The organism is Tautonia plasticadhaerens, assembly GCF_007752535.1.
Taxonomy (GTDB): domain Bacteria; phylum Planctomycetota; class Planctomycetia; order Isosphaerales; family Isosphaeraceae; genus Tautonia; species Tautonia plasticadhaerens.
The window spans coordinates 4051877-4071552 of record NZ_CP036426.1; the positions used below are offsets into that span (position 1 = coordinate 4051877).

The window sequence follows — 19676 nt, forward strand, 5'->3', positions numbered from 1 at the left end:
CCGGGGGCCCCGGCGGGCCGTCGACGTCCCGGGACCCCGTCGACCTGCGCGGTCGATTCGGCGACGATTCGATGGTGCGAGGGGGATGACCTCGCATCGATCGAACCGGAGGGCCGCGCATGGCCACCGACGTCCCCGACCGTTGCCCGACCTGCGGCGCCGACCTCCCCGCCGACGTCCCCCCGGGCACATGCCCCCGCTGCTTCGCCCCCCTCGAGCCCGACGGCCCTCCCCCGGCCCGGGACCGCTCGGGCGAATCCGCCCCCCCCGTCGACTTCGACGGTCCCGGGGGCCTGATGGAGACGCTCCCCTCCGGCGAGGGGGACGCGACTCGCGGGCCGCTCCGGGACACGCAGGAGGGCCCGGAGCCTCCCCTCGTCCGGCCCGGCTCCCCCGGGCTCCTGGCCCCGACCGGCCCACCGTGCCGCATCCGGCTGCTCGGCGAGATCGCCCGGGGGGGGATGGGTGCGATCCTCAGGGGGAGGGACGAGGTCCTCGGCCGCGAGGTCGCCGTCAAGGTCCTCCTGGACCGGCACCGCGACCGTCCCGACCTGATCCGGCGGTTCGTCGAGGAGGCGCGGATCGGCGGCCAGCTCCAGCACCCCGGCGTCGTGCCGATCTACGAGCTGGGCGCCTTCGACGACCGACGCCCCTACTTCGCCATGAAGCTGGTGGAGGGGCGGACCCTCGCGGCCCTGCTGGCCGGCCGGCCGTCGCCGGCCGACGGGCTGCCGAGGCTCCTGGGGGTCTTCGAGCAGGTCTGCCAGACGATGGGCTATGCCCACGCGCGCGGGGTCGTCCACCGGGACCTCAAGCCGCCGAACGTGATGGTCGGCGGCTTCGGCGAGGTCCAGGTCATGGACTGGGGCCTGGCGAAGCTCCTCCGACGGGGAGGGGTCACCGACGACCGGCCGGCCGAGGAGGTCGACGAGCCGGAGTCGATCGACGACGCGATCGGGGACGGGTCGGGCTCCGACCCCTCCCGGGCCGGGTCGATCCTGGGCACCCCGGCGTACATGAGCCCCGAGCAGGCCCGGGGCGAGGTGGGCCGGCTCGACGAGCGGTCCGACGTCTTCGCGCTGGGCTCGATCCTCTGCGAGATCCTGACCGGGCAGCCGGCGTACGCCGGCCGCGCCGCCGACGAGGTCCGCCGCCGGGCGGCCCGGGGGGACACGGGCGAGGCGCTGGCCCGCCTCGGCCCCTGCGGGGCCGACGCCGAGCTGATCGCCCTGGCGAGGGACTGCCTGGCCGTCGACCCCTGCGCCCGCCCCCGCGATGCCGGGGTCGTCGCCTCCCGCCTGACCGCCCACCTCGCGGGCGTCCAGCGTCGGCTGCGCGAGGCCGAACGCGACCGGGCCGTGGCCGAGGCCCGGGCCGGGGCGGAACGCTCGAGGCGACGGCTCCAGCTCGGCCTGGCCGCGTCGATCCTGGCCCTGATGGCCCTCGGCGGCCTGGCCACCGCCTACGAGGTCCGGCGGGGCCACGACCGAGCGACCCGCGCCGCCCGGGGGCTGGCCGAGGTGGGGGCCCTGATCGACCGGGCCCGACGCCGGCCCGAGGAGCCGGGCCGCTGGGACGAGGCGCTGGAGGCGATCCGGGGAGCCCGGGACGAGGTGGCCGGGGGTGGGGCCGGGGCCCTGGCGATGCTCGCCGCGCAGCGGGCCGACGCCCGGGCCGGATTGCAGGACGCCGAGCGCGACGCGCAACTGCTCCGGAGGCTGGCCGAGCTCCGCGTCCTCCGGGCCTTCCAGGGCCTGGTCCCGTCCGAGGAGGGATACGCCCAGGCCTTCCGGGACGCCGACCTGGACCTCCGGTCGCTCCCGGTCGACGAGGTCGTGGCCCGCCTCCGTCGCCGTCCCGGGCCGGTGGTCGTCGCGCTGGTCCCCTACCTGGACGACTGGTTCATGATGCTCGGGGGGGGCGGCGCCCCCGGCCTGGAGCGGACGCTCCTGGAGATCGGCCGGGCGGCCGACCCCGACCCCTTCCGCAGTCGGCTCCGAGACCTGTTGCTCTCGGCCCGGGACCGGGGCGCCCTGGGGGCCCAACTCCCGGCGCTTCGGGGGCTGGCGACCGACCCGGAGGCGGATGAGTTGCCGGCCCCGACGGCCGTCCTGCTGGGCTGGGCCCTGGCCTGGGCCGGGGACATGGAGGGGGAGGCGGCCCTGCTGGAACGCGCCGTGGTCCGCCATCCCGACGACCTCTGGATCAACCTCACCCTGGGCTACGTGCTGACCCAGGTGAACCGGCCCGAGGACGCGCTCCGCTACTACACCGTGGCCCGGGCCCTCCGGCCCGATTCGGCGTTCTACATGGCGGTGCTGCTCCGGCAACTGGGACGGGACGAGGAGGCGGGACGCATCTACGACGACCTGGGCCGCCGCCTCCCCGACCGGTTCGAGATCCTCGGGGATCATGGCCTGTTCCTGCTCGACCGGGGCCGGGCCGAGGAGGCCGGGCCGGTGCTGGACCGCGCGGTCGCGGTGAAGCGGGCCGAGATCGCCCGACGGCCCGACTCCACCCGCCTCCGCCTCGACCTGATCGAGCTGCTGGCCCGCCGGGGGATGCTCGACGAGGCGATCGCCGCCTACCGGGAGGCGACCCGGCTCGGGATCGCGGATCTCGTGTTCCACGCCTCCTTCGCCGGCACCATGTCGGCCCGGGGGAGACACGAGGAGGCGCTCGCCGCCCTCGGCGAGGTGAAGGCCCTGGACCCCGATTACGGCCCGGAATGGGTGCGGGGGATCGAGCGCAAGGCGGCACTGGCCCCGAGGCTCCCGGGCGTGATCTCCGGCGACGACGCCCCGGCCGACGCCGCCGAGGCGATCGACTTCGCCATGCTCGCCTACGACGCCCGGGCCTACGCCGACGCCACCCGCCTCTTCACCGAGGCCCTGGGGGCCGGATCGGGGCTGGGCGAGGACCGACGGGCCCGGCACCGCTCCGACGCCGCCCGATGCGCCGTCCGGGCCGCCGCCGAGGCCTCGGATGACCCGGCGGGCGGCCCCGCCGCCGGGGCCGAACTCCGGGGTCGGGCGCTCTCCTGGCTCCGGGCCGACCTGGGGCGCTGGGCCGAGCTGCTCGACGCCGATGCCCCCGCCGGCCGCCTCGTGGTCGAGCTCTCCCTGAGGCGATGGCAGACGGACCCCGACCTGGCGCCCGTCCGGGGCCCGTCCGCCCTGGCCCGCCTGCCCGTCGCCGAGCGGGCCGAGTGGCGCACCTTCTGGTCCGAGGTCGACCGGCTCCGCTCGGACTCCTTGCCGTCACCCTGACCGCCTCGCCCCGGGCCATTTGCCATGAGGCACGCGCGGGCGGCCCGACGGGGACACCCGACCGGGCGGGTCGCGGTTCAGACCCGGGCCAGCACCAGCGAGGCGTTCTGGCCGCCGAAGCCGAAGCTGTTGGACATCGCCACCCGCACGGAATCTTCCCTCGCCGTGTTGGGGACGTAGTCGAGGTCGCAATTCGGGTCCGGCGTGGCCTGGTTGATGGTGGGGGGGATGACGCCCCGGTCCAGGGTGATGGCGGTGGCGGCGGCCTCCAGGGCGCCGGAGGCGCCGATGAGGTGGCCGACCATCGACTTCTGCGAGCTGATCGGGATCGTCTTCGACCGGTGGCCGAAGACGCGCTTCACGGCGTTGGTCTCCATGATGTCGTTGAGCCGGGTGCTCGTGCCGTGGGCGTTGATGTAGTTGACGGCGCTGGGGTCGGTCTTGGCCTCCCTCAGGGCCGCGTGGATGGAGAGCGCCGCCCCCTTGCCGGTGGGCTCGGGGCGGGTGATGCCGTAGGCGTCGAAGGAGGAGCCGTAGCCGGTGACCTCGGCGAAGATCTTGGCGCGTCGGCGTCGGGCGTTCTGCAGGCTCTCCAGCATCAGGACCGCCGCGCCCTCGCCCAGGACGAAGCCGTCCCGCTCGCCGTCGAAGGGGCGGGAGACCTCGGCCGGGGCCCGGGTGGAGCGGCTCAGCGCGTTCATGGCCTGGTAGGCGACCAGCAGCAGGGGGTCGAGCCGGCTGTCGCAGCCGCCGGCGAGCATCAGGTCGGCGTCCCCCCGGGCGATCAGCCGGAAGGCCTCCCCCACGGCCTGGGTGCCGGCGGCGCAGGCGGTGACGATCGTGTTGTTGGGCCCCATCGCCTGGTGCAGGATCGAGATGTGCGCCGCCGCCATGTTCGGCAGGTGCTTCATCAGCCAGAGCGGGAACATCGACTCGGCCTGGGCGATCGAGAACTGCTTCCAGTCGAGCGTGCCGTCCCGGGCCATGCCGGCGGCGATCGGCGCCGCCAACTCGCCCAGGGCCATCGGCGTGATGCCGGTGCCCATGCAGACGCCGAATCGGGCCGGGTCGACCCGGTCGGGGTCGATCCCGGCGTCCTCGGCCGCCAGGGCGGCGGCCCCGACGGCGAAGTTCACCGCCCGGCTCATCACCTTGGCGTTCTTCTTGTGCTCGCCGAGGTAGGGGGTCACGTCGAACCCCTTCACCTCGCCGGCGATCCGGACGGGGAGGCCGGTCGCATCGAAGCTCTCGATCGGGCCGACGCCGGAACGGCCTTCGGCGATCGCCTCGCTGAACGCGACGCGACCGACGCCGTTCGGAGCGACGATCCCGATCCCCGTGATCACCACCCGGCGCATCGACTATCCCCCCTCGCCTCGGTGCTGCGATCGTCCGCGGTGTCCATCTCGTCGAGGCCCTCGACCCGGCGACACCGGCTCCGCAGTCGTCGCGCCGGTCGGGCGATGCCTGGCTCATTGGGCATCTTACAATGCGGACAACGCGGGAGCAAGTTAGAATAGCCACTCTGGGAGGTTCGGCGCATTTGCTTCGGTTGGCTCGCCTTTTCCGGCGATCGGCCCGCCGACCCGCCGCGAACCGGCCGAGTGACCGCGGGGTCCGGGGTTGCTAGAATGGGGGGCCGCGTCGGGTGGGCGCGGGTCGGCGACGCGGTCGGAGGGGCGGGGCCCGGTCGGGCCCGCCCGGCGGTCGGGTCGTGCTCGGAAATCATCGGCTCCGGGGAACTCGGGGAGAGCGTTCGATGTCCCTCCGCCTGGCGGAACGATCCAAGTGGGTGGCCCCCTCGGCCACGATGGCGATGGCGGCCGAGGCGGCCCGGCTCAAGGCCACGGGGGTGGAGGTCTTCGACTTCACCCTGGGCGAGCCCGACTTCCCGACGCCCGAGAACGTCTGCCGGGCCGCCCAACGCGCCATGGCCGAGGGGAAGACCCATTACACCCCCGCCGCCGGGATCGCCCCGCTGCGGGAGGCGATCGCCCGGCATTACTCCTCTTCGGCAGGTCTGCCCATCGATCCCCAGCAGGTGGTCGTCTCGAATGGCGCCAAACATTCCATTCATAACGCCTTGATGGCCCTTTGCGGCCCCGGGGACGAGGTGATCATCCCCGCGCCTTACTGGGTCAGCTACGCCGAGCTGGTCCGCCTGACCGGCGCCGAGCCGGTGATCATCCCCACCACCGAGGCCGAGGGCTTCCTCCTCTCCCCCGACCGCTTCCGGCAGGCCGTCACCCCCCGGTCGAAGCTGCTGATGATCAACAGCCCCTCCAACCCCACGGGGGCAATCTACGACAAGGCCGACCTGGAGGCGCTCGCCGACGCCGTCCTGGAGACCGAGGTCGGCGTGATCTCCGACGAGATCTACGAGGAGCTGACCTACGACGGCGCGCGGGCCCACGTCTTCGCCTCGCTCCGGCCGGGGCTGGCCGACCGGACGGTGACGATCTCTGGTGTGAGCAAGACCTACGCCATGACCGGCTGGCGGATCGGCTGGGCGGCGGCCCCGGCGTCGGTCTCGAAGTTCATGGGGGCCTTGCAGAGCCAGGAAACCAGCAATCCCTCCTCGATCAGCCAGTGGGCCGCGTTGGAGGCGATCACCGGGCCGAAGGACGCGATCGCGCGGATGCTTGGAGAGTTTACCAAGCGTCGGGCCTACGTGATCGACCGGGTCGCCGGCCTCAAGGACGTCTCCTTCACGCCCCCTCGGGGCGCCTTCTACGCCTTCATCAACGTCGAAAAACATTTCGGCCGGACGATCGGCGGGGTCGAGGTGACCGACTCCACCTCCTTCTGCCAGGCCGCACTGAGTTCCGCCCGGGTGGCGCTGGTGATGGGCTCCGCCTTCGGGGCCGAGGGGTACGTCCGCATCTCCTTCGCCACCGGCATGGACACCCTGGGACGCGGCTTCGACGCCCTGGGAGCGATGCTCGAGGGGTGATCGGGGGGGGCCGGGCGAGGCCGGGCGGCCGGGACCGGGCCGCCGTCGATCGGCCCTCCCGCGTCCGACATCGACCGGCGCGCGTCGCCCGGCCTGCGATTCGCATGGGGCCCGGCAGGTGCGAGGGGCGCGACGGCACCTTGCCCGGCGCGTCCGGCATCTCCTACAATGAATGCTCCAGTCTCCGCCTGGCGACCCGCGGGGGAGCGGCCATGACCAGGTATCTCGTCGCAGGGATGTTGCTGCCGGCCTCGTTGACGATGGCCTACCTGATCCTCCGGAGGCCGATCCGGGAGATCTGCGAGGAGGTCGGGTTCGAGAAGGCCCGCCAGCGGTTCCGCCAGCAGCGGGAACGGCTGGAGGCCCGGTTCCTCGTCGCGCTCGGCCGGCTCGACCCGGAGGAGCGGGAACGCTGGGAGGAGGACGCCGACTGGTGCCCCGAGGTCGCCTGGGCCCGGGACCGCAAGACCCGGACCCTCAACGCCCTGGTCGCCGTCCGCTTCGCCCCCCCTCCCTTCACCGACCTGCCCCCCCCCTTCGCCACCGCCCTGTTCGAGTACGTCGACGGCCGGTGGACCACCGACGGCCAGTGGTTCGACGACATGCGCCCCGACGAGGCGATCGTCTCCCAGCGCCGCCTGGAGCCGGTGGTCGTCTCCAGGCACCGGACCTCCCACATGGGTGACGCGGCGCTCTGACCGGTGTCTCCCGGGTGTCGGGGATGGGGCCCATGACCGAGGACGCCCGGCCGCGGTTCCGGCTCTCGCTGATCCAGCTCGTCAAGCTGGTCGCGTGCGCCGCCCTGGTCTTCGCGTGCCTCCCGCCCGTCATCGAGCCGGGAGACGGGGGCCTCCTCGGCCGGGTCGTCGCGGGGGCGATCACGCTCCCCTTTGCCATGACCGTCTGCGCCCTGGTGCTCGACGAGCGAGGCCGTCGGCGGGGCATGGTGCTCGCCTCGATCTGGCTCTGCACCGCGCTCGCGTTGTTCTCCTGCGCGGCCGTTCCGCTCGTGGTCATCCTGGGGGATGTGGTCGCATCGGGCGGCATCGCCGACCTGTTCGATCCGTCGCTGCCGCTCCGATACCTCGGCGTGCTCGCCGCCGTCTGTGCGGTGTTCGGCCTGGCGGCCGCGCTGCTCCTCGGCCGCCTGGTCTGGCTGGCCAGGGCCGGACCATCCCGCTGATCGTCCCCAAGGGTGGACTGGACCCGGGATCGGGGCCGGAGTTCCTGCAGGGTGGGTCCGCGTAGTGCGACCTACCCTGCACAGGATCTCCAGAGCCATCCGGGCTACTCCCGGACCTTCGCCTTCATCTCGGCGCGGAGCTGGATGTAGCGCTCCAGGTCGAAGTCGGCCGATCGGCAGCATTCGAGCAGGGGGCGTTCGAGCTGCTCGACCTGGTCGCAGGCGTCGGCCACCCGGTCGGCGATCTCGATGGGGATGATGCAGACGCCGTGCTTGTCGGCGTGGATCAGGTCGCCGGGCTTGATCTCGACGCCGGCGATCGTGACGGGCTTGCCGAAGTCGACGAGCCGGACGTAGGCGTGGCTGACGCAGAGGTTCAGGCCGAAGAGCTGGAAGCCGAGGCCCTCGACCTCGTCCACGTCCCGGGGGCAGCCGTCGGTGATGTGGCCGACGCAGCCGAGCTTCTTGTGGATCGTGGCGTTCACCTCGCCGAACTGGGCGCCGAGGCCGGGCTCGGGGTCGAGGTCCTGGCCGATCGCCACCTTCGGGCCCGGCCGGGAGGCGACGTAGCGGAGGTAGTCGGCGTTCAGATCCGGGCCCTTGGCGTCGGGGTCGTGCGAGGCCCTGGTCTGGGAGGTGACGGCGTAGCCGACCATCACGCCGAGGCCCGGCGTCAGGCTTCGGATGCGGTGCGGCAGGTAGCCGACGTGCCGGGGGCGGACGTCGAAGACCTCGATCGCGTTGGAGACGGTCGGCGTGTTGTACCGCTTCAACCGCTCGATCGCCTCGGGGCTCAGGGGCGAGTCGGACATGGGGAGGGCGCTCCGGCGGGCCGGGTTCGGGTCGATCCGGGCAGTCTAGCAACGCCGGGGGCAGGAGGCCAGCGAGGGCCGCGGATGGTCTATCCGGGGCGATCCCGCGCGAACGCAGTCGCCTCCGCCCCTCGCCCCCGCCCTCGGGGGCGAGGGCCGGAGGGGCGTCGGCGGATTTTGGGGGGCGTCGCACGGCCGTGATCGGGGGGATCGGACGGGCCTCAGACGCGGCCGAAGCAGATGATGGTCATGTCGTCGGCCTGGGGCTCCCCGGTGGAGAACTCCCGGATCTCCTGGAGGATGCCCTTGCCGACGGCCTCGGGGTCGCCGGAGAGCTCGGCCACCCGGTTCAGGAGGCGGGGGGTGTCGACGGTGTGGTAGAGATCCCCCTCGGGGCTCCGGGCGTCGGTGATGCCGTCGGAGTAGACGACGACCACGTCGCCGGGCTCGAGCTGGACCTCGCGCTGCTGGTACTCGAAGGCGGGCATGATGCCCAGGGGGAAGCCGGAGACGTCGGCGCCGAACTCCTCGACCCCACCCCCCTTGCGGCGGATGAACACGGGGGGGTGGCCGGCCGCGCTGAGCGTGAATCGGCCGGTGGAGAGGTCGAGCACCCCGAGGCTCAGGGTGATGAACCGCTCCTCCAGGTCGGCCTCGCAGAGCTGGTCGTTGAGGATGGTGACGGCCGGGGCGGGGGCGTTCTCGGTGAGGATGCAGTACCGCGTGTTGCCGGAGAACTTGGCCATCATCAGCGCGGCGGGGATGCCCTTGCCGGAGACGTCGGCCAGGGCGATCCCCAGCCGGTTGTTCGGCAGGGGGACGAAGTCGTAGTAGTCGCCGCCGACGTTGTAGGCGGCGTGGTAGTAGGCGAAGAACCGGTAGCCGTCGGCCCTGGGGACGGCGTCGGGCAGGAAGCTGCGCTGGACCTGCTCGGCGAGCCTCAGGTCGCGGCGGACGCGCTCCTGGTTGAGCAGGTCCTCGTACATCCGCGCGTTCTGGATGCTGATGGCCGACTGGCAGGCGATGGCGACCAGCAGGTCGAGGTCCTCCTGCTGGAACTGCCGGGCGGAGGTGGTGTCCAGCTGGATGATGCCCAGGGCCTGCCCGTCGGGCGTCATCAGCGGGGCGCACATGACGGACCGGATCTTCAGGTCGGCGATCGAGGCGGCGACGGGCAGGTTGGCGTCGTTGCCGGCGTCCTGGCTGAGCACCGCCTGCTTGCGCTCCATCACGTGGTTGACGATCGACCGGCTGATGTTCGTGGGCGGCTCGTCCTCCTTGGCCGCCGCGGCTGCGGCCAAAGCGCCGAGCCCGGTCCGGGGGGGGCGGCCGTGGCGGTGCTTGAAGGCCTTGCGGAGCAGGCGATCGGTCTGGGGGTCCTTGAGGATCAGGAAGGCACGCTCGGCCGAGGGGAAGATCTCGAAGAGGGTGTCGAGGATCTTGGGCGCCACGGCGTCGATCTGCACGGCGCTGGAGAGGTTGCGGGTGATGTCCAGCACGGCCTCGAGCTTGCGCTCCGGGGAGACCCGTGAGCCGGAGACCCGGGTGGTGGAGGCGTCGAGGGTGTGGAGGGTCGACTCCTCGATCTGGTCGGTGACGATCACCTCCGAGTCCTCGGACTCCCGCGCGGCGGACCGGGTCAGGTAGACGAACTCGACGTCGCAGATGTTGATCCGGTCGCCCGGCTTCAGGGGCAGGCGCTTCCAGGGGGCGACGGTCTCGTTGTTGAGCTTGGTGGTGTTGCGCGAGCCGAGGTCTTCGAGGTAGAACTTGCCCGCGTCCCGGCCGATCTGGGCGTGTCGGCGGCTGACGCCCTGCGGGTCGAGCACCAGGTTGCAGTCGGGGGCGCGGCCGATGAGGAAGGAATCCCCCTTGAGCTCGATGCACTGGCCTCGCTGATCGCCGTTCTCTCTGCGGAGGAAAGGCATCGCCGGGAACTCCGAGGGCCGTCGCAGGTGATGCGGGTGCGGTGCGGTGCGGGGGCTTGCGTCCGGGGGCGGTCGACTGGATCCGATCGGGTGCGGCCGGGGCCCGGGCTAGGGCGAGGGCCGGCCGGGGGGGCGGCGTCTCCCCGGCTCGAACCGATCGGCGGGGTCGAGCGTCATGAGGCGGAGGGCCTCGAAGAGGTCGTCCCGGAGGTCGTCCCACTGGGGGGCCTGGGCCTCGGCCCCGGGGGCGCCCCGGGCCCATTCGACGACCTCCAGGGCCAGCTCGGCGGAGCCGGGCTCCAGGTGCGAGGGGGCCGGGGCCAGGGCGGTGAGCTGCCGGACGACGTCGGCGGGGCGGTCGTCCAGGGCGGCGGCGGCGGCCCGGCAAATCTCGGCCAGGCGGGGCAGGGGGGCGTCGGGTTCGGCCCCGGTCCCCGGGGCGGCCTCCAGCGACTCGGCCAGGGCGACGAGGCCGTCCCGGTCGAGGCGGCCGAACAGCAGGCGGGCCAGGTGCGTGTAGGAGGTCAGCGCCCAGCCCGGGTCCCCCGGGAAGTGGCCGGGGACGGCCAGCAGGGCGGCGGGGCGGTCCTGGGGGCGGGCGACGAGCTGGGCGTAGCGGAGCTGCGCCCGGGGGGAGGGCTGCCGGGGGATGTCCTCCCAGGTCGGCGCCATCCAGGAGGCCGCCGGCCCGGGGGGGGGGCCGGCGGCCGTCGGGTCCCGGGGCCGGTCCGACCAGCCGAGGGCCGCGCCGGCGACCAGGCCGAGGACGCCGAGCAGGGCCAGGGTGCCGCCGCCGACGCTCGGGTCGCTCAACGCCGACCAGGCCCGGCGGGCGATCGGCCGGCCCCGCCCGGGCCGGGGGCCGGCGGGGGGGGGCGTGTCCTGGGCCGGGATCTCCCCGGAGGGGGAGGGGGCGGCCGCGACGGCCCGGGTCGCCGAGACGATCCCCTTGAGCCGGGCCAGCTCCCGGTCGACCTCCCGGGCCGACTGGTAGCGGTCCTCCCGCTTCTTGGCCATCAGCTTCATCACCAGCGCGACCAGCTCCGGGGGGAGGTCGGGCCGGTGGACGGCCAGGTCGATCGGCGTGTCCTGCAGGTGCTTCAGGGCCATGGCCACGGCCGACTCGGCCCGGAACGGCGGGGAGCCGGCGAGCATGTGGTAGAAGGTGACGCCCATCGAGTACAGGTCGCTGCGGTGGTCCAGCGCGTGGCCCCGGACCTGCTCGGGGCTCATGTACATGGGGGTGCCGAGGGTGACGCCCTCCTGGGTGAGCTGCAGGGCGTCGGCCCCCTGCTCCCGGCAGAGGCCGAAGTCGGCCACCTTGACCTGCCCCTTGCGGGTCAGCAGCAGGTTCTCGGGCTTGACGTCGCGGTGGATCAGCCCCAGGTCCCCGGCGGCGGCGATCGCCTGGCAGGTCTGCCGCATGAAGGAGAGGGCCAGGGGCAACTCGACGGTCCCCTTCTTCGTCAGGTACTCGCGGAGGTTGGTCCCCTGGACGAACTCCATGGCGATGAAGCGGAGGTCGCCGTGGTGCCCCAGGGTGAAGACCTGGACGATGTTCGGGTGATTGAGCCGGGCGACGGCGGTGGCCTCGACCTCGAACCGGCTGAGATAGGTGGGGTTGCTGGCCAGCTCCGGCTTGAGCACCTTCAGGGCGACCGGCCGGTTGAGCGACCGTTGCCGGGCGAGGTAGACCTCTCCCATGCCTCCCCGGCCGAGGGGCCGGTCGACGAGGAAGTCGCCGCCGACGAGCTGCCCGGTCAGGTCGCGCGCCGGGCCCCCGCCGGCCGAGGGGCCGTCACCCTGCCATCCGGCGGTGGTCTCGGAGTTGGTCATAATCGGCCCGTCGGGGCGCCGATCGGCGCCCCGACGCCCTTCGCCTCGGGCTGTCGAACGGGGTCCCGCATAGTCTAGTGCCCCCGGGGCCCGCCTGCAAACATGAACCGTCGCCAAGGTTCATTTGTCCAGGATCGGGGCGCCCCGGGGGGCGGGGTGGCGGCGATGGAGGCTCGCCGCGACGCCCGGCCCCGGGATAGAATCGGGGGGGTGCCCCCCCGGGCCGGCGGCCCGGGGGCGGAGCCGGACACCGCGACCACCCCCGGGAGCCGCCCACGATGCCCCGACCGACGATCCTCCGGTCGATGCTGGCCCTGGCCGCCTCGGCCCTGCTGGCCCTGCCCGGGCCGCCGACGGCCGGGGCCCAGGGCCCCTTCACCGGCGGGGCGGGCATGGCCGGGATCTCCCCCCCGAGGTTCGAGCCGGGGGGGAGCTGGGCCCGGGTGATCACCGCCACGCCCAAGTGGCTGGTGCTGGAGAATGCCGCCGGGCAGCAGTTCCCCGTCTCCTTCAACGCGATCGAGTTGTTCGTGATCCGCTGGCCGGCCGGCCTGGCGATGGCCGCGCCGGGCACCCTGGCCGAGGCCACCGGCATGGACCTGAGCAACGGCAGCCTCGTGACCGGCCACCTCGATCTGTACGAGGGGGCGGCCCGGTCGCTCGTCTCGCCGACCTCCCTGGTGCTCGTCGGCTTCAACCGGGTGATGACGCCGACGGATCCCTACCAGATGAACACCTTCGGCCAGTTCACCCTGCTGCCCGGGGAGGAGCTGATCCCCCAGCGTCGCCACGTGGTCGGCCCGCTCATCAGCGCCTCCCCGATCGTGATCGCCACGCCGGGCAACCAGGTGGCCCAGGTGGTCCCCGGGGCCGGGGGGATGTCGATCACCCAGGTGACCATCGGCTCCCCCAGCTTCGTCCGGCCCGGGGATTCGGTCTGGTTCCTGCCGATCAACGCCGGGCCCCAGTCGCTGGCCCTGGGGCGGATGGTCGTCTACAAGGACGTGCCGATGAACCAGTTCGTGCCCTGACCGGGTCGGGCCGACCTTACTCGGCCGCCCGGCCACCGGGTCCCATCGGCATGTCCTGCTGGACCCGGATGTGGTGGTCGGTGAACATCGCGTGCCTCATGGAGCTGGGGCGCTTCGGCATGTGGCAGCCGACGCAGCCCCGCAGGGGATCGACCGGGCAGGGGACCTGGGAGGCTGGGGGGAGGGCGGCCCCGGCCGGGGGGCGTCCGGGGCCGGAGTGGCAGGACAGGCAGGCCGCCTCGTAGAACCCCGGGTCGGCCTCGGCGTCGCGGTGCGGGTCGTGGCAGGAGACGCAATCGAACTTGGCCGAGGCCGGCGACTTCGTCGAGCAGGCGCTCCGGACCAGGGTCGCGGCCTGGAACCGGACGAACATCGGCTCGTCGGAGGCGAACATCGGCGGCCCGGCGTCGAGCGGCTTGTGGCAGTCCCCGCAGAGGGCGAGGACCTGCCCGGCCGTCGCCCGCTTCGGCCGGGCGATCGCCGGGCTCGGGAACCCGAGGTCGACGGCCCGCAGGTGGTTCCCCCCCGGCCCGTGGCACCGCTCGCAGCCGATCCCGCCGTCGGCCAGCGTCGGGCCGGAGCCGGCCAGGACCTCCCGGAAGTTGGTCGAGTGGCAATCGAGGCACTGGTCCTGCTCCGCACTCCCAAGCGGTCGGCCGAGGAAGCCGTCGGGCGAGCCGGGGTGCTCGGGGTGGCCGGTCGTGAGGTCCCAGCCGACCCCCCCGGCGTAGTGCGAGAGCCGGAGCTCCCGGGGCCCGCCCTGCTCGTCCGTGCCCAGGGGGGTCATGGCGTGGCGTCCGGAGCCGACCAGGCGGTCGATCACGGCCAGGAACTGCTCGCCGGCCGCCTCGGTCTCGACGGCCAACGCCCCGTCCCCCTCCCGGCCGATCCGGTGCGAGACCGTCGGCTCCTCGGGGTCGACGACCGGCCCGTCGGGGAGGGGGAACTCCCCCGGCCCCGAGGCGTCCCGGAGCGTCAGGGCGTGGTGGCTCGACCGCTGGGACCGGGCGATCTCGGCGTGGCATTCGGCGCATCGGCCGGACCCGACGAACGGCGAGGGCTCGGCCCGCATCGGGTCCTCGACCAGGCCGGCCGCCCCGGCCCGGGAGAGGGCGGCCGACGCCTCGTCGACCCGGCCGAGCTGCAACTCGGCCCGGCTCAGCAGCCAGAGGGCCTCGCCGTCCGGCCGGGAAATGGCGGCGAGTACCTCGCGGGCCTCCCCGGCCCGGCCGGATTCGAGCAACGTCCGGGCCCGGGCGACCCCGACGCCGCCGGGCACCTCGACCCGGCCGTCGCCCCCCATCATCACCCAGCCCCAGCCGAGGAGGCCCGCCAGCGCGAGCACCGCCAGCAGGAGGGGCCATCGTGCCGGTCGGCCCGAGTCGATCCGCCCGTCGTCCATCGTCGCTCCCGGTCTCGGCGCGGGGGGGAAGGAGCCCCGAGGTCAATGCGTCGGGCCATCGTACCAGGCCGGGGCGTGCCCGATCGATCCCGGCCCGGTGCCGGCGATCGGGCGGCCCGGCCCGGCCCGTCAGTCGGCCGGGGCGGGGGGAGGGGAGGCGAGGGGGTTGAGGTCGCGCTCCTGGTAGAGGGGGAGGTATCGGTAGTAGACCTCCAGGGTCAGCAGCGACATGCAGGTCATGTAATGCCGGCCGGCGGAGCGGCCCCAGCGGTCGGGCTGGGGGGCGTCGGGGTCCCAGCTGCCCCGGTCGCACGAGACGCCCTTGACCTGATTGGCGACCAGGCCGTCCCGGATCCGGGCGTTCCACTGTTTCCACGTGGGGCCGCCGATGTTGTGGAGCAGCTGGGTGGCGTAGTACCAGTAATACATGTTCCGCTCGCCGGAGGTCATCAGGTCCTTGAAGACCAGGCCGGCCCCCTGCCGGAGGGCGGGGGCGGTACGCTTCCAGCCGAGGTACTGGCGGCAGAGCAGGGCCTCGGCGGTCATCACGGGGCTGACCCGGCGGCCGGGGCGGTAGGCGTAGGTGGCGCCGGCGGGGTCGGCGGCGGCGGCGTCGAGGTAGCGTCGGCAGCCGTCGACGACCGGCCCGGGGACGGGGATCCCCGACAGCGAGGCGCTGCGCAAGGCGAGCATCTGCCAGCCGAAGACGGAGGTGTCCCCGGGGTCGCCCGGCTGGTATCGCCAGCCGCCGTCGAGCTGGTTCTGGGAGAGGATGATGAAGCGGATGGCCCGCTCGGCGGGACCCCGGAGTTCCAGGTCCTTGGAGACCCCGTAGGCCTCGCAGAGGGCCATCGAGGCGATGGCGTGGCTGTACATCCGGGAGTTGTCGCCGCCGCCGAGGAACAGCTCGCCGCTGGGCTGCTGGACGCCCCTCAGCCAGGCCAGGCCGCGCTCGAGGCTGGCCCGGTATCGGCCGGGCTCGGTGTGGCTGTGGCCGGCGCCGAGCATCGGCAGCAGGGCCAGGCCGGTGGCGGCGGTGTCGGAGGCCATCGACCCGCCGCCGGGGCACGGCCCCTCGGTGCAGTAAGGGCGGGGGTCGAGCGACCAGTTGCCGGCGGGCCCCTGGTGCCGGGCCAGCCAGTCGAGCCCGCGCTCGACGGCCTCCTCGGACTCGACCGTCCCCCCCTCGCTCCGGAGCAGTGCCGCCTTCATCGCGGCGCTCCGGCCGGTGAACGGGGCGACCTGGGAGAGGCCGCCCAGGCGGATGGCCACGTCCTCCTGGCCGGGGAGGAAGCGGTCGGGCCGCTCGACGGCGACCTCCATCGGCGTCAGGTCCGTCTCGGGGCCGAAGCGGTCGGCCAGGTCGGGGACGTTGACGAGGGTCGGGACCAGCTCGGTGGGCAGCGAGGGGGTCTCGTCGTCGAGCGTGGTGAAGGGGTCGCCGACCTCGTCGAGCGATTCCAGGGTGGTCAGGTCGTCGACGAGCTGGTCGGCCAGGTCGGCCCGGAAACCGGGGTCTCCCGGGCGGAGGTCGTCGGCCGGGGGGACGAGGAAGGCGAGGATGGCGATGAGGATCAGCAGGACCGCGTGGGCGAGCAGGCTGCCGCCCCAGGGGGTGAGCTGGTCCAGCCAGGCCGGGGGGCGGCGGTCGACCCGGGCCAGGCCGCGACGCAGCAGGATCCGGGCCCTCCTCCAGAGCTTCGGTCGATTCGATCGGCGCATGGTGCTCGTTCGAGACGGGGTTCGACCGGGATCGGGGCCGGGACGGGGGGGCGGGATCGGGGTCGGCCGGGGTCGGGGCCTCCCTCCCCCGGCCCGCCCCCATTCTAGGGCGGGGGTCCGGACGGGACGACGGGCACCCCGCAGATCGGCCCCCGACCCGAGTCCCCCCCGACCCGCCCCGATCCGGGGGCGGACTCGGGGGCGACCGTCCTAGGGACGCTCCGCGCCGGACTCCGATTCGAGGAGTCCCGCCGCCTCGTCCCGGAATCGGACCGTCTCGGGGTCGGCCGAGGCGAGCCCGCGCAGCTCGATGAGCTTGAGGCCCTGGTCGAGCTGGCGGCGGGCCTCCTCCAGATCCCCCCGGCGGTGGTGGATCATCGAGAGCAGGAAATGGTCGATCGGGACCTCGCCCTGGTTGAGCCGGATGGAGGTCCGGATCGCCTCCTCGGCGCCGTCGAGGTCCCCCGAGCGGAAGAGGCCGACGGCCACCGTGTTCTGGATCGCCCCGGAGCGGGGCGCCATGCCGACGGCCCGACGGGCCAGCTCCATCCCCTCCCGGAGCTGCTCGGCGGTCATCTCGGGGGCGTTGAGCAGGGCCCAGGCCAGGTTGTTGATCGTCAGCGGGTCGTGGGGGTTCAGGGCGATGGACTTCCGCAGCAGGTCGAAGCCCTGCGGGCGGCGGTCCCGGGCGATGGCCAGGTCGGCCAGGATCCGGTAGCCGCCGGCGGCGAGGGAGCGGCGGCCCGGGTCGCCCCGGGAGAGGTCGTCGAGCGTCGCCATGCAGCCGGAGCGCAGGTCCTCGGCCTCGGCCTCCCGGCCGCCCTCGCGGAGCCGGTCCTCCATCCTCACCAGGGACTCGATCCAGTTCCGCAGCGCGCCGGGGACGGCCGGCGAGCGGAAGGCGAGCCCCTTCCAGAGGTCGATCGACCGCATCCGGGCCTGCTCGGCCTCGACGGCACGGGAGGGGTCGGCCCAGGAGAGCCACCAGGCGAAGGAATCCAGGGCGACGGCCAGGTTTTCGGCGAACTCGGGGTGGTCGGACTCGGACAGCAGCCGCTCGTTCAGCTCGATCGCCCGGCGGTAGTCGGCGGCGATCTCGGGGTCCCAGCCGCGCTCGGCCAGGTCCCGGCTGACCAGCAGGAACTGGCGGGCGGCGCCGAGGTAGCCCGCCCACCGGGCGGCGTCGCCGCACATGGACATCAGCTCCGTGTCGGCGCTGTCGATCCGGGAGAGGCGGTCGAAGTAGTCGATCGCCAGGGAGTAGGTCTCGGGGGAGATCAGGTCGTTGACGGCCAGCTCCCCCATCGCCTTGACGGTGACGCCCTGCATCATGCCGTAGCTCAGGCGGAGGGCCTCGGAGGCCTCCTTGCGGGCCCGCTCGGCCTCCTCGAGGGCCTCCTCCTTGGCCGCCAGGGCGGCGACGGTCGTCTCGTGCTCCCCCCAGAGCACGAGCATGCCGATCGCCAGGCAGGAGACCAGGCTGATCGTCGCCGTGGCGACCAGGGGCCGGTGGCGCCTCCCCCATCGGGCGAGCCGCTCGGCGGGGTTGGGGCGTCGGGCGAGGATGGCGCGGTCGTCGAGGAAGCGGCGGAGGTCGTCGGCCATGGTGGAGGCGTCGGCGTAGCGGTCCCTCGGCTCCTTGGACAGGGCCTTCAGGACGATCGTCTCCAGGTCCTTCGGGATCGTCGGGTCGACCTTCCGGGGGGCGACCGGCTCCTCCAGGGCGATCTGCCGGAGCAGGGCCCGGCGGTCCTGGCCGTCGAAGACCGGGCGGAGGGTCAGCAGCTCGTAGAGCGTGGCGCCGAGGGAGTAGAGGTCGGCGCGGTGGTCGACCACCTCGCCGATCACCCCGGCCTGCTCGGGGCTCATGTAGCGGATCGTGCCGATCAGGTCGCCGGTCCGGGTCGGGCCGACGGCGTCCTGGATGCGGGCGAGGCCGAAATCCGTGACCCAGAGGGCGCCGGCCTCGTCGACCAGCAGGTTGCCGGGCTTGATGTCGCGGTGGACCACCCCCAGGGCGTGGGCGTGCTCCAGCGCCTCGGCCGCCTGGAGGCCGAGCCGGGCGGCCGACCGGTGGGACTCCCGGTCGCGGGACCGCCCCCGGGAGGAGGACCGGCGGCCCGACCGGGCGCCGGAGGACGGGGGGCCCTCGGCGTCGGACCTCGGCGGGGTGGGGTCGGGGCCGATCGGCGGGGAGGGCGCCGGCCCGGCCGCGGCCCCGGGGCCCTCGGTGCGGCCCGGGCCGGGGTGCCGGGGGTGGTCGCGCAGCTCCTCGATGAGCGCCGCGAGGCTGCGGCCGTCGATGAACTGCATGGCGTAGAAGGGCACGCCCCGGTCGGTGCCGACGCCGTAGACCGGCACGATGTGCGCGTGGTGCAGCAGGGCCGCGGCCTGGGCCTCGACCTGGAACCGCTGCCGCTGCCTCGGGTCCAGCGAGGCGGCGAAGGGCAAAACCTTCAGCGCCACCCGACGGCCGAGCGACCGCTGCTCCGCCTCGTAGACGACCCCCATCCCCCCCCGGCCGATCTCCCGGAGGATCCGGAAGTCCCCCAGCACGGTCGCCGTCGGGAAGGGGGCCTCGTAGCGGCCGGTGCCGGCGAGGTCGTCGGCGGCGGAGCGGACGAGGTCGAGGCCGTCGAGGCAGTCCCCCAGCTCCTCGGCGATCCCCGGGTGCAGGGCGAGGAAGGCGGCCCGGTCGGGCTTCCTCCCCGCCTCGATCTCCGAGAGGTAGCGCTCCAGGGCGGCCGTCACCCGGGAGTCGGACCGGGAGGAGGCCGGGCCGGCGTGCGACTCGGTGGGCGGGTCGCCCTCGGTGGTGGTCGGCTCGCCCTGGGGCCGGGTGCCGCCGAGGGCGACTCCCCGGCCGTTTCGAACGTCCTCGGGCCGGTTCATGGCTCTTCCTCCCGCTCTCTCAGCTCCCGGCGGAGCCGGCCGAGGGCCCTCGCCCAGAGGTGCTTGACGCTGTCCTCGCTCCGGGCCATCCGGGAGGCGACCTCGGGGAACCCCAGCCCTTCGAACTGCCGGAGCACGATCGCCTCCCGGTAGTCCTCGGGCAGGCGGTCCAGCGCCACCGCCAGGCGGGCCAGCCGCTCCCCCCGCTCGGCCCGGTGGCTCGGGGAGCTGTCCGGGGAGACGAGCCCCCGGTCCAGCGCCGCCGAGGTCCGGTCCAGCGCCTCGCCGAACTCCCGCTCCAGCCTCAGATCCCGCCCCCCGGTCCCGAGATACCGCCGGACCTGGTTGGCCAGCTCGGCGGCGAGGATCTGGCGGAGCCAGCCGAGGAATTCCGCCTCCGAGTCCCCCCGGAAGCGGCCGAAGCCGCGGTGGGCCCGGAGGAACGCGTCCTGGACGACGTCCTCCGGGTCGAGCTTCGTCCTCAAGCGGTCGCCGATCCGCACCCGGGCCAGCAGGCGGAGGTAGGGCCGGTACGCTTCGAGCAGCCTCCCCAGCTCCTCCGGGCCTCCCGATCGGGCGTCCCGGAGCCGGGGGTCGGGGCCGTCGATGCCGCTCATCGGCGGTCCCCCCAGGGTGAGAGACACGCTC

General features: G+C 73.9%; 13 protein-coding genes. 5 read left to right on the forward strand and 8 right to left on the reverse strand.

From position 1 onward, the window contains the following. Positions 1-119: 119 nt before the first annotated feature. Positions 120-3269: a protein kinase domain-containing protein gene (locus ElP_RS16175; RefSeq protein ID WP_145271001.1), complete on the forward strand. Its 3150-nt coding sequence runs from the start codon at positions 120-122 to the stop codon at positions 3267-3269. A gap of 77 nt (positions 3270-3346) precedes the next feature. On the opposite strand, the gene ElP_RS16180 is transcribed toward ElP_RS16175, so the two are convergent. Then, positions 3347-4627, reverse strand: a complete 1281-nt coding sequence (locus tag ElP_RS16180) for a beta-ketoacyl-[acyl-carrier-protein] synthase family protein (RefSeq protein ID WP_145271003.1) — start codon at positions 4625-4627, stop codon at positions 3347-3349. Between the two features lie 401 nt (positions 4628-5028). Between ElP_RS16180 and ElP_RS16185 the strand changes: the two genes are divergently transcribed. From ElP_RS16185 to ElP_RS16195, 3 genes are all read left to right on the forward strand, one after another. Then, on the forward strand, positions 5029-6222 hold the full coding sequence (locus tag ElP_RS16185; protein ID WP_145271005.1) for a pyridoxal phosphate-dependent aminotransferase: 1194 nt from the start codon (positions 5029-5031) through the stop codon (positions 6220-6222). 212 nt (positions 6223-6434) lie between these two features. Beyond that, on the forward strand, positions 6435-6920 hold the full coding sequence (locus tag ElP_RS16190; RefSeq protein ID WP_145271007.1) for a hypothetical protein: 486 nt from the start codon (positions 6435-6437) through the stop codon (positions 6918-6920). 32 nt (positions 6921-6952) lie between these two features. Further along, complete coding sequence (locus tag ElP_RS16195; RefSeq protein ID WP_145271009.1) at positions 6953-7405, forward strand: hypothetical protein; 453 nt, start codon at positions 6953-6955, stop codon at positions 7403-7405. 104 nt (positions 7406-7509) lie between these two features. Here the strand turns inward: ElP_RS16195 and ElP_RS16200 are convergent, their stop codons facing one another. The 3 genes from ElP_RS16200 to ElP_RS16210 form a co-directional block, all read right to left on the reverse strand. Further along, positions 7510-8217: an RraA family protein gene (locus tag ElP_RS16200; RefSeq protein ID WP_145271011.1), complete on the reverse strand. Its 708-nt coding sequence runs from the start codon at positions 8215-8217 to the stop codon at positions 7510-7512. A gap of 221 nt (positions 8218-8438) precedes the next feature. Then, positions 8439-10145 (reverse strand): SpoIIE family protein phosphatase, encoded by a 1707-nt coding sequence (locus ElP_RS16205; protein WP_145271013.1) that lies wholly within the window; start codon positions 10143-10145, stop codon positions 8439-8441. A 108-nt stretch (positions 10146-10253) separates the two neighbouring features. Further along, the gene (locus tag ElP_RS16210) at positions 10254-11981 is read right to left on the reverse strand and encodes a serine/threonine-protein kinase (protein ID WP_145271015.1); all 1728 of its coding nucleotides are present in this window, start codon (positions 11979-11981) and stop codon (positions 10254-10256) included. A 278-nt stretch (positions 11982-12259) separates the two neighbouring features. On the opposite strand from ElP_RS16210, the gene ElP_RS16215 reads away from it, so the two are divergent. Continuing rightward, positions 12260-13012 (forward strand): hypothetical protein, encoded by a 753-nt coding sequence (locus ElP_RS16215; RefSeq protein ID WP_145271017.1) that lies wholly within the window; start codon positions 12260-12262, stop codon positions 13010-13012. 16 nt (positions 13013-13028) lie between these two features. Here ElP_RS16215 and ElP_RS16220 read toward each other — a convergent pair whose 3' ends face one another. The 4 genes from ElP_RS16220 to ElP_RS16235 all read right to left on the reverse strand — a co-directional run bounded on the left by ElP_RS16220 (position 13029) and on the right by ElP_RS16235 (position 19645). Beyond that, complete coding sequence (locus tag ElP_RS16220; protein WP_145271019.1) at positions 13029-14414, reverse strand: tetratricopeptide repeat protein; 1386 nt, start codon at positions 14412-14414, stop codon at positions 13029-13031. 129 nt (positions 14415-14543) lie between these two features. After that, entirely contained in the window at positions 14544-16136 is a 1593-nt protein-coding gene (locus ElP_RS16225; RefSeq protein ID WP_145271021.1) for a prenyltransferase/squalene oxidase repeat-containing protein, read from the reverse strand. A gap of 210 nt (positions 16137-16346) precedes the next feature. Next, positions 16347-19028 (reverse strand): serine/threonine-protein kinase, encoded by a 2682-nt coding sequence (locus tag ElP_RS16230; RefSeq protein ID WP_145271022.1) that lies wholly within the window; start codon positions 19026-19028, stop codon positions 16347-16349. Continuing rightward, positions 19025-19645 carry a sigma-70 family RNA polymerase sigma factor gene (locus ElP_RS16235; protein WP_145271024.1) on the reverse strand — a complete coding sequence of 207 codons (621 nt, stop codon included), beginning with the start codon at positions 19643-19645 and terminating at the stop codon, positions 19025-19027. The genes ElP_RS16230 and ElP_RS16235 overlap by 4 nt, the downstream gene beginning before the upstream one ends. Positions 19646-19676: the final 31 nt, after the last annotated feature.

Bases quoted from the DNA above. Each gene is read 5' to 3' on its own strand.
- ElP_RS16235 (WP_145271024.1), bottom strand. From the start codon at position 19,645: ATGAGCGGCATCGACGGCCCCGACCCCCGGCTCCGGGACGCCCGATCG.
- ElP_RS16190 (WP_145271007.1), top strand. From the start codon at position 6,435: ATGACCAGGTATCTCGTCGCAGGGATGTTGCTGCCGGCCTCGTTGACG.
- ElP_RS16200 (WP_145271011.1), bottom strand. From the start codon at position 8,217: ATGTCCGACTCGCCCCTGAGCCCCGAGGCGATCGAGCGGTTGAAGCGG.
- ElP_RS16230 (WP_145271022.1), bottom strand. From the start codon at position 19,028: ATGAACCGGCCCGAGGACGTTCGAAACGGCCGGGGAGTCGCCCTCGGC.
- ElP_RS16175 (WP_145271001.1), top strand. From the start codon at position 120: ATGGCCACCGACGTCCCCGACCGTTGCCCGACCTGCGGCGCCGACCTC.
- ElP_RS16205 (WP_145271013.1), bottom strand. From the start codon at position 10,145: ATGCCTTTCCTCCGCAGAGAGAACGGCGATCAGCGAGGCCAGTGCATC.
- ElP_RS16220 (WP_145271019.1), bottom strand. From the start codon at position 14,414: ATGGACGACGGGCGGATCGACTCGGGCCGACCGGCACGATGGCCCCTC.
- ElP_RS16225 (WP_145271021.1), bottom strand. From the start codon at position 16,136: ATGCGCCGATCGAATCGACCGAAGCTCTGGAGGAGGGCCCGGATCCTG.
- ElP_RS16215 (WP_145271017.1), top strand. From the start codon at position 12,260: ATGCCCCGACCGACGATCCTCCGGTCGATGCTGGCCCTGGCCGCCTCG.
- ElP_RS16180 (WP_145271003.1), bottom strand. From the start codon at position 4,627: ATGCGCCGGGTGGTGATCACGGGGATCGGGATCGTCGCTCCGAACGGC.
- ElP_RS16195 (WP_145271009.1), top strand. From the start codon at position 6,953: ATGACCGAGGACGCCCGGCCGCGGTTCCGGCTCTCGCTGATCCAGCTC.
- ElP_RS16210 (WP_145271015.1), bottom strand. From the start codon at position 11,981: ATGACCAACTCCGAGACCACCGCCGGATGGCAGGGTGACGGCCCCTCG.
- ElP_RS16185 (WP_145271005.1), top strand. From the start codon at position 5,029: ATGTCCCTCCGCCTGGCGGAACGATCCAAGTGGGTGGCCCCCTCGGCC.